At 63.7% G+C, this 12,582-nt stretch carries 11 protein-coding genes; 4 read left to right on the top strand and 7 right to left on the bottom strand.

The window, feature by feature from the left end:
* Window positions 1-3: 3 nt before the first annotated feature.
* Window positions 4-750, top strand: a complete 747-nt coding sequence (locus tag CAP13_RS07085; RefSeq protein WP_085830917.1) for a UTRA domain-containing protein — start codon at window positions 4-6, stop codon at window positions 748-750.
* A 51-nt stretch (window positions 751-801) separates the two neighbouring features.
* Here CAP13_RS07085 and nth read toward each other — a convergent pair whose 3' ends face one another.
* The 7 genes from nth to CAP13_RS07050 all read right to left on the bottom strand — a co-directional run bounded on the left by nth (window position 802) and on the right by CAP13_RS07050 (window position 8,055).
* Entirely contained in the window at window positions 802-1,464 is a 663-nt protein-coding gene (gene nth, locus CAP13_RS07080; RefSeq protein WP_085830916.1) for an endonuclease III, read from the bottom strand.
* 2 nt (window positions 1,465-1,466) lie between these two features.
* Complete coding sequence (locus tag CAP13_RS07075) at window positions 1,467-3,038, bottom strand: DNA recombination protein RmuC (protein WP_085830915.1); 1,572 nt, start codon at window positions 3,036-3,038, stop codon at window positions 1,467-1,469.
* Between the two features lie 84 nt (window positions 3,039-3,122).
* A complete protein-coding gene (locus tag CAP13_RS07070; protein ID WP_085830914.1) occupies window positions 3,123-3,731 on the bottom strand; it encodes a hypothetical protein in 609 nt (202 codons plus the stop codon).
* An 87-nt stretch (window positions 3,732-3,818) separates the two neighbouring features.
* The gene (locus CAP13_RS07065; protein ID WP_085830913.1) at window positions 3,819-4,286 is read right to left on the bottom strand and encodes a hypothetical protein; all 468 of its coding nucleotides are present in this window, start codon (window positions 4,284-4,286) and stop codon (window positions 3,819-3,821) included.
* Window positions 4,287-4,374: 88 nt separating this feature from the next.
* Window positions 4,375-4,863 (bottom strand): hydrogenase maturation protease, encoded by a 489-nt coding sequence (locus CAP13_RS07060; RefSeq protein WP_179184994.1) that lies wholly within the window; start codon window positions 4,861-4,863, stop codon window positions 4,375-4,377.
* Between the two features lie 297 nt (window positions 4,864-5,160).
* Window positions 5,161-6,495 (bottom strand): glycoside hydrolase family 140 protein, encoded by a 1,335-nt coding sequence (locus tag CAP13_RS07055; protein WP_085830911.1) that lies wholly within the window; start codon window positions 6,493-6,495, stop codon window positions 5,161-5,163.
* 132 nt (window positions 6,496-6,627) lie between these two features.
* Window positions 6,628-8,055 (bottom strand): PTS transporter subunit EIIC, encoded by a 1,428-nt coding sequence (locus CAP13_RS07050; protein ID WP_085830910.1) that lies wholly within the window; start codon window positions 8,053-8,055, stop codon window positions 6,628-6,630.
* Window positions 8,056-8,394: 339 nt separating this feature from the next.
* On the opposite strand from CAP13_RS07050, the gene CAP13_RS07045 reads away from it, so the two are divergent.
* The 3 genes from CAP13_RS07045 (at window position 8,395) to CAP13_RS07035 (ending at window position 12,485) form a co-directional block, all read left to right on the top strand.
* Window positions 8,395-9,747, top strand: coding sequence for a prolyl oligopeptidase family serine peptidase (locus CAP13_RS07045; RefSeq protein ID WP_245798944.1), 1,353 nt, complete (start codon window positions 8,395-8,397; stop codon window positions 9,745-9,747).
* Between the two features lie 355 nt (window positions 9,748-10,102).
* On the top strand, window positions 10,103-10,942 hold the full coding sequence (locus tag CAP13_RS07040) for a PRD domain-containing protein (protein WP_085830909.1): 840 nt from the start codon (window positions 10,103-10,105) through the stop codon (window positions 10,940-10,942).
* 115 nt (window positions 10,943-11,057) lie between these two features.
* Window positions 11,058-12,485: a PTS transporter subunit EIIC gene (locus tag CAP13_RS07035; protein ID WP_085830908.1), complete on the top strand. Its 1,428-nt coding sequence runs from the start codon at window positions 11,058-11,060 to the stop codon at window positions 12,483-12,485.
* Window positions 12,486-12,582: the final 97 nt, after the last annotated feature.

The following is a 12,582-nucleotide window of genomic DNA, read 5'->3' as shown; positions in this document are numbered from 1 at the left end:
GACATGCCGAAAGCGGTGTTTCAATCCATATACTCGGATATCAAACGCAGCATCGAGAGCGGGGCGATGCAGTACCAATCGCTCCTGCTGTCGGAGAACGAGTTCGCGAAACAGTACAGCTGCTCGCGCTCGACGATCCGCCGCGCCCTCTCCGAACTCGCCCAAGATGGATACGTTCAGCCCATACAGGGCAAAGGCGTACGCGTGATCTGGCACCCGGATGAGGAGCAGGACGCCACGTGGTCGCGCGTCTCCCTTGAGTCCTTCTCTGAGCAGGCCGACCGCATGGGGTTCAACGGATCAACCGAGGTGCTCGCCTTCGAGCGCCTCACTGTCATGGGCCGCCTGGCGAAGACGACCGGCCTCCCCGTTGGCGAGGAGGTGGTGCGAATCTTCAGGCGGCGCCTGGCGGACGGCGTGCCTGTGACCACCGACCTGGCCTACATGCTCGACCGTGAGATCCCCGGTCTCACACCCGAGATCGCCGCGAGCTCCACATACGCATACATTGAAGGGGTGCTCGGCCTCAAGATCGTGACGAGCAAGCGCTCCATCATGATCGAGGCGGCCACGGAGGACGACCGGCGCCTCCTCGCCCCGCCCGATTCGCTCCCCGCCGTGGCCGTGGTGCGCAGCCAGTCATACGACTCAAACGGGATCATGTTTGAGTACTCGGAATCGCGACAGCACCCGTACTTCTTCTCGTACCTCGACACCGTGGTGCGCCCTGCGCAGGATCGACGCGCATAGCCGCTCGAGCGGGCGCGAGACTGCAGGGCCCCGGGGGCCTTCAGAACCCTGCTACCCCAGCCGCGCGCTCGGGCAGATGTCCGTCATGGGGCACTCGCCGCAGAGCGGTGCACGGGCATGGCAGATCTCGCGCCCGAAACTGATCCACTGGTGGTTGACGTTCTCCCAGTACTCGTGGGGGAGGATCTTGAGGAGATCCTGCTCCGTCTTGAGCGGCTCCTTCTCGTGGGTTTTGGGCGAGAGCCCCAGCCGATGCGCGATGCGATTCACATGTGTGTCAACCGCGATGCCCTCCACGATGCCGAAGCTCACATTGAGGACGATGTTGGCCGTCTTGCGGCCCACACCAGGCAGGCGCGTGAGCTCCGCCATGGTGCGGGGCACCTCGCCGCCGAAATCCGCGACGATTATCTGCGCGGCCTCGACCGCGTGCTTCGCCTTGGTCTTGTAGAAGCCGAGTGACTTGATGACCTCGGCCACCTCCTCCGCGGTGGCGCCGGCCATGGCCTCCGGTGTGGGCCAGCGGCGGAAGAGCTCAGGGGTGACCTTGTTCACCTGCGCATCGGTGGTCTGTGCGGACAGCAGGACCGAGATGACCAGACGAAACGGACTCGAATGGTCGAGGAAGGCGGCGACCGGCCCGTAACGGCGGTTCAGGCGTTCGCAGAACTCGACGCCCCGCTCGCGCTTCGCGGCGTTTGACTCACGTGGCATGGCTACTCCTCGCTCTCGGCGTCGAAGGCGTCATCGACATCTTCGTCAGACTCGAACTCGACCTCGGGAGCGTCGTTGAAACCCAGGAGCGCAGCCGCCTCGGCCGGATCATCGAGGGCCACGACGCTCTTGAGCTTGCGCTCCATCATGTTGGTGCGCGTGTTGATGATGCCGTTCACCGTCTTCTCCGCGGTCTGGAGCTGCTTGAGCGCGCGCCCGAGCTCCTTCTGGTACTTGGGGAACTCCGCCTTCACCGCCGAGAGGACCTTCTGGATCTCATCGGCGCGCTTCTGGAAGGCGAAGGTCTGATAGCTCATCTGGAGGCTGTTCAGGATCGCCGCCATGGTGCTCGGACCCGCGACATTCACCCGGTAGTCTCGCTGCAGCAGCTCCACCAAGCCGGGCATGTTGACGACCTCGGCATAGAGCCCCTCGAAGGGCAGAAACATGATGCCGAAGCTCGTGGTGGCAGGCACGCTCAGGTACTTCTCGGAGATATCCTTGGCCTCGGCCCTGATCTGGCGCTCAAGCACCTTGCGGGCCGAGGACGCGGCCTCGGCGTCGCCCTCGTCGAGCGCCTGGCGCAGGTGCTCGTAGGCGTCTCCCGGGAACTTTGAGTCGATGGGCAGCAGGATGGGATCCCCGCCCTCAACCGGCAGCTTGACGGCGAACTCGACCCGCTCCGAGCTCTCAGGGACCGTGGCGACGTCCTCGAGGTACTGATCGACCGAGAGGATCTCGCGCAGGATGGCCCCGAGCTGCACCTCGCCTAAGATGCCGCGGGTCTTGACGTTGGAGAGGACGCGCTTCAGATCGCCCACTCCCGAGGCGACGGTGCGCATCTCGCCGAGCCCTTGGGAGACCACCTCGAGCGAGTCGCTCACCTGCTTGAATGAGGTGCTCAGGCGCTCGTTCAGGGTTTTGGAGAGTTTCTCGTCGACGGTCTCGCGCATGCGGTCGAGCTGGGCGGCGTTGTCATTCCTGATGGTGGTGAGCTGGCGCTCGACGGTCTGCTGAACCTCCTCCAGGCTCTTGGTGGCGGCATCGGAGCTTGCCTTCAGACCTTGGGTGACCTGGTCTTGGAAGCCCTGGATCTGCGTCTGGAAGCCGCTGAAGCGCTCGTCGAACTTGCCCAGCTGATCCCGGAGCTCGCTCGACTGACGGGCGAGGGTGCCGGCGAGCTTGGTGTCGACCACGCCCCGCATCTCGGTGAGCTGGGCGTTCAGGGCGTCGCGGCTGGCTGCGAGGCTGCCCTCCGTCTCCCGGCGGAGGGAGTCCGTCCGGTCTGCCACCTGCGCGGCCTGATGAAGCGCGGCCTCGTGGCGCTGCTGGCTGGCGGCTGATTCAGCGGCCTGCCGCCGCGCTATACCGCCGAGGTCATCCCGCGCCTGGGTGACCCCGGTACCCAGCGCGGTGAGGGCGGCATTGGCCTCGTCCAGCGCGGACAGGAGCCGCTCGGCCTGAGCCCGCTGCTCAGCGGCCGCAGCCTGGGCCCGTGCCGCGAGCAGGGCGGCAACAGCCGCGAGCACGGCCCCGATGAGCGCGACGATCAGGATGATCACGGTTGTGTCCATTGACTTCCTCCCTTGTGGTTACCGGCACCATTATACGGAGCCGTGCGGACACAATACGCCCGCCCCGAACGCGCCGGCCGAGCCTCACGCCCGCACCGTAAGGTTGTACCAGGTGGCGAAGGCAACCATCGCCGCCGCGAGCACGCCCATCGCCACGGCCCACCGGCGCTCCCCCGCCACGTACTCATCGGGGGACTTCGTCGTCACCACACGCATATATCCCACGTAGTTGGCCGTCCGCGCGTAGAAGAACATGAACGCGAGGGTCCCTGCGAGGGCGATGCCGGCGAGCACCGGGCTCCCCTGCCCGTGCACCGCCGCCCACATCAGGTTGTCCACCATGATCCAGACGGGGTAGAGCACCACCGCGAAGACCTGGCCGTGGCCCGCGCCCCAGATAGGGGGCATCAGGAAGGCTCCCCAGTTGAACGCCGGGATGCGGTAGAGCGGCCGATCGAGGGGAAGCTCCAAGATGATCGCCATCTGGTGGCGGTCATGGCGCAGGTGGTCCCGGCAGGAGGCGTCGAGCTCCTGGAAACAACGGCAGGAGCGGCAGTACCCCACCAGGCGCTTTCCCGGGGCCGGCTTGGGGGGCCGAACGCCGTCCCCGCAGGGAGCATCCATCTCCGCGCCCCGAGGCCCTGTGAACCCGCTGTCGTCCGAACTCCCGACCTTGGTAACCGTACTCGCCATGCCGCCCCTCCATGATGCTGAGGGCCTCTCTGACCCCGTACCTCCCCGCCCATCTTACGCGCATCGCCGCGATCGGGGCGCCACTCCCTACCAGACCATGGCCGCCACGGTGCCGATGAAGCCCTCGAATCGCGCGGCCAGGGAGGTGATCTGCTGCATGACCTCATCGGGCGAGGCCCCGTTCACGACGAGCGTCAGGGTGTAGGAGGCGAGGAACACCGCCGCGAGCAGCAGCGGGAAGAGGAGGACCATCAGCGCGATACGGGCGACGTTCGTCAGCAGCCGACGCCGTGTCCGCTGGCGGTCGAAGGCGATCTCCGCCCGGTATGCCTCGTGAACGGGAACTTGAGCGGTGTCTGCAGCTGTTTGCGAACGCACAGCGCCAGGATCGCCACCGGTGGCATCCGGGCATTTGTCGCACCCCGCACCGTCCAAAACCGGCTGCGGACGAAAGAGCTCCGGCAACGGGGCGCCGTCCGCCGACCAGGCCTGCGCACGCATCCTGCGGCGTTCGCGATCGGCAGCTTGCTGCGGGGTTTCCAGAAATAGATCCATGACGCAACCTCCTCGCAGGAGGCGCGCGTGAAGGGGGTGCTGACATCATGCCCGGAGGCGGACCGACCGTCAAGGGCTCGGCGCAACCTCAAGCGCGGCGAGCCTCGCAGCCCAACTCATCACGGAGGTACCTGGCAACCGCCTCGGCACATGGCTTCACCGCTGCGGCAACCGGTTCAGAAAGCCCCCGTTCCAAAGCCCCTGCGCCGAGGTCCACCACCTGCACGCCGAAACAGCGGCCGGTCTTGCATCGCGCCCCCATGAACTGCGCCGATGACAGGACGTCGGTAAAACGCACCTGGTGGAGCGACATCATCTCGTTCGATATCGCCAGGTCATTCGCATCGATTGAGAGCACGGTTCCCGGGGCTGCACCGGTGCCGTCAAAGGCGTCCACCACCACGGCAGCGTCGCACGCCATGAGGTCGGGGATGATGGCGTACCCCATGACGGCGCGGTCGAGGACCCGCACGTTCTTGGGAAAGACGAAATGCTCCAGAAGGTGGCGGGCGACGGCGGGGCCGAAACCGTCGTCGAGCTGGTACTCGTTGCCAATGCAGATGACCGCGACCTCCATGGGCCTCCCCTCGCAACGGACCAGGTCTCGTGACCGCCGGCGGACGGCGCGCATGCGCCTCACCAATCGCCGCGCGACGACCGATCACGCCGCACCGCCGACATCATCAGGGCAGACGCGTATCCACCCTACACCAAAAACCCGGACGCTTCCGAGACGTCCGGGTTCGGCGCCGGCGAGTCACGAGCCGGCTCTTGAGACGAGCTGCAGGGTGGTTCTCATCTCTGAACCACATTGTCCCCGATTACGAAGCGAGCAGCAGCCTGAGCAATACAGATGTCTATTTACACAATGCCGTCACGACCGCTCAGTGGGCAACCCCTCAACCACCACCAGCGCATCATGCTCGAACGGATGCTGAGGAACCGAGAGGCAATCGCCCTCTGAATCTGCCTCCACCTGCAGCCGCGCGAGGCGCTTGGTCTCGAGGTCGAACGCCGTGGCGCTCCAGGCTGCTGCATCCGGCAGCACCTCGTCGAGGCCCTTGAGCTTGAGCTTCGTTGCGAACGGCAGATAGGCGACGATACTGTTGCCAACCGCGCCGACGCGGATCTGCTCTCGGGCATCATCGAGCAGTTCCTGGGCGGGACGCACCGAGGGAGCCTCCCCCTGGCCGAGGCCACGCAGGATCTCGGGAATCAGCCCGAAGTCCCAGACACCGGGGAACTGCAGGCACTCCTGCCAGCGGAAGGGCGCGTCGAAGCCCTCCCCCAGCACGCTTCCGGCGCTCGCGCTCGTCTGCCAGTTCCAGACCCCGTGGGCCCCGTAGGTCACACCTGCCGAGGCGCCCGCGAGGATGCCCGCCCACGCGCTCGCCCGGCAGTCATGGGCGCTGAAGCGCCAGTAGACGTTCCGGCTGGCGCCCATCTGCTCGTAGCAGGGCTCGGAGTTGAGCATAGGTTTCTTGGGATAGGTTCCCCGCAGATCCTCGGGCAGGCGCCATGCCTCGTACTGGGCCGCGTAATTGTGACCCGGCTGGTACAGGTAGAAGTCGAGCCGATCAAGGTACCCCTCGGGGATCGTGCGGTTCCCGCGGTTTATATGCAGGCAGCGAAGGGCGCCGGGCGCGGCATCGCAAACCTCATCGAGCACGCGGTCGTAGTAGGCGATGGTCTCCTCAGACTTGAAGTCGGTGTCCCCGCTCACAATGTAGACGGGATCAAAGGAGCCGAGCTCGGCGACGACGCGCCGCACATGCGCGCACGCCCCCTCAACCGGCATGAGGCTCGAGCCGGTCTTCTCCGCGATGGCCGCACCCCAGGTGCCGGGGACCACGTTGCACCAGATCAGCACGAGGGCGAGCCGGATGCCGTGGGCCTCGGCCATCTCCGCCATCGTGCGGGCGCGCTCCCAGTACGCAGGATTCGGGCTCCCCCAGTCGAACCGCGTGCCGTCCTCGCTCGCATACGGGTAGATCCCGAGATCGGGACGGCAGCGGTCCCACTGCGGCAGGGTGTTCACCTGCAGGACGTTCACACCCTGCTCGGCACGGCGCGCCAGGTAGTAGTCCCAGTCCTCGAGCGAGACGCTCGTGAAGGCGCTCCAGCAGGTGTCCGCGAGCCAGAACCACGGCCGTCCATCGAGCAGGAAGCCGTCCTTCGCGTCGTTCACCGTCAACGTTCCCAGGCTCATAGAGCAGCTCCTTTCAGCTGGTGCGCTCCGACACGTCCATCGTGGTACCGAACTCACTAAGACGCACGCCCCGGGCAGCCAACGTGCGCGTGGCAACCCGGGGCGTACAACGATCCTCCGCGTACCTGAGGATTACGCCTCGTCCATCTCCGCAAGATCCTTCTCGGAGAAGCCCGTGAAGTACACCGCGAGCGTCGCGATCACGAAGGAGATCGCCATGCCAACGATCGCGTAGACGATGTTCATCTGGCCGCCCTGGAAGTAGTTGAGGATGACCATGAAGTTGGACGCGCCGCCGGCGAGGTAGTACGTGACACCAAGGATACCGGAAACGACCGCGCCGATGGCGCCACCGATGAACATGCCGAGCATGGTCTTGCGGAAGCGCATGAGGATGCCGAAGAGCGCGGGCTCGGTCACACCGCCGGCGATGGCCGCGATCACGTAGCCGATCGCGAGCGACTTCTCCTCCTTGTTGCGCATACGCAGGAAGGAGCCGAAGGCGCAGCCCCACACAGCGACCATCGCGCAGTTCGTGGCCACGAAGACGAAGGGGTCGTAACCCTGGGCGACGATCTGCACCTGGGCGAGGAGGATCACCGGCATGTGCATGCCGGCAACGACGAACAGCTGCCAGAAGGCGCCGAGCACGGCCATGACCACAAGGATGCCGATGCCGCCCATGTCGGCGAGGCCGAACAGGGCCCCGGCGATGACGTTGCCGATCTCGTTGCCGACGGGCGCGAGGACGATGAGGGCGATGGGCACGGTGACGATCATCGTGCAGAACGGCGTGAAGACGGTCGAGAGCACGTCGGGCATGTGCTTCTTGAAGAACTTCTCCACCACGTAGAGCACCGGGATGGTGAGGAGGATCGGCAGCACGCTCTGGCCGTACTTCGCCGCGGCGATCGAAATGCCGTAGACGCTCACGATGCCGCTGCCGCCGTCAGACGCCGCCGCCACGATGCTCGGCGCGATGAGCAGGCCGCCGGTCAGCATGCCGAGCACGGGGCTGGCGCCGAGCTTCTTCGCCGCCGCATACCCGAGGTAGATCGGCAGGAAGTAGAAGGTCGCCTCGTAGAGGGTCGTGTAGAAGAAGGTATAGGTCGGGTCGGTCTCGGAGATGAGGTTGAACATCTGCGGGCCGAGGACGACCGCGAAGGTGCGGAAGAGGCCGCCGGCCATGAGCAGGGGGATCAGCTGGGTCATGGAGCCGGAGAGGTAGTCGAGGATCCGGTTGCCGATGACGGCCGGCGTCAGCTTCTCCTTCGGGGCGTCGAGGTTCTCGTCCACGGCCTCGCCGCGCGTGACACCTGAGATGGCCACGAACTCGTCGAGGACCTTTGGCACGTTCTGGCCCACGATGACCTGGAGCTGCGACCCCGACCACTGCGCGCCGAGGACACCCTTGACCTTCTTGATCTCATCGGCATCGGCCTGGGAGCAGTCGCGCAGCGTCAGGCGGAGACGGGTCATGCAATGTGTCGCGGTGCTCACGTTGCCGGAGCCGCCCACCAACGCGAGGACATCGGTGGCGATCTGTTTGTTGTCGGCCATGGGCCCTCCCTTTCGTATCCGCGGTGCCGGGCGGTTTTCTGCCCGTCCGCGTCTTTTCAGCAAACCTCATATGTGTTTACTGAACGTTTATATCATGTATCCTACGTCAGAGTGAACAGATTCCTAAGGGTTTCCCCGTAAACGGTAGGAAAGCAGCGGTGAACGTTACTAAACGCGTGTTTACATATGCGGGAACCGAGGATGCTGCAGCTGGCTAGTATCCCGTATTGTTGCCTTTACCTCGCGATTTACCGCATCTTGAACCTCTTTTGCTGTTTCGCGGCTCTCCGTCGCACTCTGCTGAATCCTCCTCTTCTCCTTGATTTCGGTATACTAAACATGTTTAACCACCTTCAAGAGAATCAGGTGATCTGCATGGGCTCCTTCCATCCAACATTCGCGACCGTCACCGAATTGGGAGACTTTGGTCCGTGGATCTCAACTGCGGTGCTCGAGCTCCCTGCGCCCGTACGCGATGCCGATCTCGACCCCGTCCCGTTCAACGTGTACGTCGAGCGGCATGAGACGTCCGGGGGCATCCTGATGCGCACGGAGCGCGGGGCTGACCGCGCGGTTCCCTCCCGCGGCTACCTCCCTGTCCTTAACGCCTATCCCTGCGATGCCGCAGGGCACCGACTCCCCGAGGGGGGGCATGTGGCCCTCGTCCTTCCCGAATGCCGCCTGACGAAGACGATCGAGGGCACCGTCATGCAGGGCCGTTTCGTTGAGCACCGCTTCCGGATCACCCAGACGGCTCCCCTCCCCGGCGAGCCCGATCCCACCTGCGGGCTCGTGTACACAGAGCGCACGGAGCGCCTCTGCCCCGCGCTTACGGGCTGGCATGAGGCGCGCATGGCGCAGGCGGTCAACGGGATCCAGCTCTCGTACGGCTTCTTTGAACCCGATTTCAGCCAGGGGGAGGCGCCTGCGGGACCGTTTAAGCGGCAGGTGCAAAAACCCGAGCGCGCCGCCCTCATCGTCTGGCTGCACGGCGCTGGCGAGGGCGGGGACGAAGTTGAGCGGGCCTACACCGGCAACCGCGTGACCGCGCTCTCGCAGGAGAAGATCCAGGGGTACTTTGGTGGGGCCGCCTGGGTGGTTGTGCCGCAGTGCCCGACGTTCTGGATGGACGACGGCGTGGAGCAGCTCGGCCGATCCAACGTGAGCATCTACAGCGAACCGTTGAAGGCGCTCATCGATGAGTTCATCACCGCGCATGCGGATCGCGTCGACACCAGCCGCATCATCATCGGCGGACTCTCAAACGGCGGGTTCATGACCGTTCGCATGTGCGCCGACCACCCGGATTTCTTCGCCGCGGGCGTCCCGGTCTGCGCGCCGTTCTTCGACGAGAACCAGACGCCCAAGGTGATAGGGGCGCTCGCCAAGACGCCGCTATGGTTCGTGCACGCCAAGGGAGACGAGGCCGTGAACCCCGCTGAGACCGTGCTTCCCCTTTATCATCGCCTGCACGAAGTTGAGGCACCGGTGCACCTCACCTACTTCGACCATGTGGAGGATCTCACCGGCCGTTACCGCGAGGCAGACGGAGCACCCAAGCAGGTGTTCAGCCACGGGGTCTGGATCCACGTGTATAACGACTTCTGCCGCACGGAGCTCGACGGCACGAACGTGATGCTCGACGGCGAGCCCGTTGGGCTGTGGGAGTGGACCGCGCATCAGCGGCGATAAACGGCGGGTTTTCGCTGGTCACAGCGGTTGGTGCGCACATCATAGAGCATGATCCCCGTTTGCGTCTGAACCGTACCGTACGAAACTGATTTGCGTACGGTACGGTTCGGATGGAATAAAAATTCCTAGGAGGTTGCCGAGCACGGCATTCGACCCTGCTCCTCAAACGGCCTGAAATTCACCGTAAACGGTAGGTGCCCCGCATCTGTTGACGCTGTTTTTCGATTGGACTACGATTCCAACCACCTTCAGGGTGTAACTCGAGCTGAGCTCTCGAGGCAGACTGAACGCGGCCGCGCCATTATCGGCCGTAGTATGTCTGTCCGAGAGTTTTTTCTTGCCGAGGGGAGCCCGCATGAACGTGATCAAGCGTATCAACAACAACGCGGTGCTCTGCATTGATGGAGGCGGCAACCAGGTCGTCGCCCTCGGCTGCGGCATCAGCGCGGTGCCCGTGGGGAGCGAGCTCGATCTCGATCTCGTCGATCGAACCTTCTACGACATCGATCCCCGCTATGTCGAGCTTATACGCGATCTCCCCGAGGACTGCCTCGAGCTCGCCGCCTCCGTGGCGGATGCAGCCCGCAGCCTGCTTCCCTACGAGCTCAGCCCCAACCTTGATATCGCCTTGGCCGATCACGTCGCGTTCGCCATCGTGCGGTCGAAAAAGGGCCTCTACGTACAGGCCCCGCTCGCCTACGACCTTCAGCAGAACTACCCGGTCGAATGCAAGATCGCCGATTTTGCTTTGAAGCGGATCAAGACGCAGCTCGGCATCGCCCTTCCTACCAGCGAGATGGCGGGGATCGCCATGTGCATCATCAACGGAGCATACGCCAGCGCCGGTGCCGCCCGGACTGAAGGCGCCGTCAACGATGAGAACATGATCGATCAGGCCGTCAGAATTATCGAGCGAGTCACGGAGAGCTCCGTTGACCGCGACGGCTTCGGATTCGCCCGGTTCGCAACGCACATGCAGTATCTTCTGCGCCGGGTGGCATCGGGCGAGCACCTTGAGAGCGCCAACTTGGAGCTGTACCGCTCAGCTTCTACAGATAACCCGCTCGCCGCCCAATGCGTCGACGGCATCGCCGCGCTCATTGAAGAGGCATACGGACAGGACCTCACTGAGGAGGAGAGGCTCTACCTGATCCTCCATATCAACCGCATGTGCTCAGCATCCACAACCACGTGAGCCATGTAGGCCAGCAGCTATCCGGGGGCGGCACCGCGCGCACGTCGTCCAGGGCATAGGCATATCCGTAGGCTGCCTGCTATCTCCAGGCAGCAAATCGAGAAAAGGAGTAGTCGTGGCGAACAACAAGCAGATCGCGTCCGACGTGCTCAATGCCGTGGGTGGAAGCGCCAACGTCACCTTCGTAACCCACTGCATGACCCGGCTTCGCTTCAACCTGAAAGACCGGTCCGTGGTTGACCTTAACCGCGTCAAGACAATCAACGGGGTGATCGGCGTTCAGGAAAGCGGCGGGCAGCTGCAGGTCATCATCGGGCAGAACGTCCTGAAGGTGTACGACGAGCTGTGCACCCTCGGCGGCTTTGCCAAGCAAGACGCCATCGATGAGAATCTTGATGGCGAGAGGCGAAAGCTCACGCCGGCGGTCATCGGAAACAACATCCTGAACTACCTTTCCGGATCCATGACCCCCTTGATCCCCCTGCTCATGTGCGCCGGCCTGTTCAAGACGATCGGGGTCGTCGTTGGCCCAACCATGCTGAACCTCATGAGCGACGAGAGCGATCTCGTTGTGCTCATGAACATGCTGTACAACGCTGCTTTCTATTTCCTGCCTATCTACCTTGGATTCAATGCTGCGAAGTGCCTCGGCGTGACGCCCATCCTCGGAGCCTTCATGGGCGGGATCATGATCGAGCCCTCCTTTGTCTCCATGGCGACCGAAGGGGCCTCGTTCTCGGTCTACGGCATTCCCGCCACGCCGGGCTTATATGCGCAGACGGCCATCCCGATTCTCCTGTCCGTCTTCACTATGCGTTTCATTGAGGGTGGACTGAAGAAGATCATGCCTGATGCGCTGTCGACGGTCTTCACGCCGTTCCTCACGATGGCCATCGCGGTGCCGCTCGCCCTCTGCCTCCTCGGGCCCCTCGGATACTGGGCAGGCACAGGACTCTCCGTCGTATTCGGCTTCCTTGGTTCAGAAGGCGGCATCGTGACGGTGATCGGCGCTGCGCTCCTTGCGGCAGTCTGGCTACCTCTTGTGATCACCGGAATGCATGTTGCGATCATCATGATCGCCATCGCAAATTTCGCTGCGGTGGGCTACGACAACTTTGTGCTCGCCAATACAACAATTGGCCTCTGGGCTGCATATGGTGTACAACTCGCCACGGTGCTTAAGCTGAAAGACCCGCACGAGAAGGAGATGACTCTCGGATACATTGTCGCGCAGTGGATCGGCGGCGTGGGCGAGCCCTTCATCTACGGTATGATGTTCCGCTATCGTCGCCTTATCGTCTGCAGCATCCTGGGCGCCGCGGTTGCCGGGCTTGTAGGCGGAGCGCTCGGCCTCACCTGCTATATCCCTGGCGGAGCTGCAAACGTCCTGAATATTTTGATCTACGTGGGGGGCGGCACGGCCAACCTGGTCAACGCGTGCATCGCTGCCGCCGCCGGGTTTGTCGCCGGATTCATCGTGACCTGGTTCTTCGGGTTCACCAAGGATGAGATTGAACATGGCCCGGTGGGTGAGCGCCCCTGATTTTTACAACAAAAAGAACGTTATATACGTTCGCTGCAGTGAGACAGCACGGTTCACTAAATCTGACAACAAGTGCGGCCCTTGCAAAATGGACGAC

Source organism: Collinsella vaginalis (genome assembly GCF_900176655.1).
In the GTDB taxonomy this organism is placed as follows: Bacteria; Actinomycetota; Coriobacteriia; order Coriobacteriales; family Coriobacteriaceae; genus Collinsella; species Collinsella vaginalis.
This window is presented reverse-complemented; position numbering and strand designations above follow the sequence as displayed.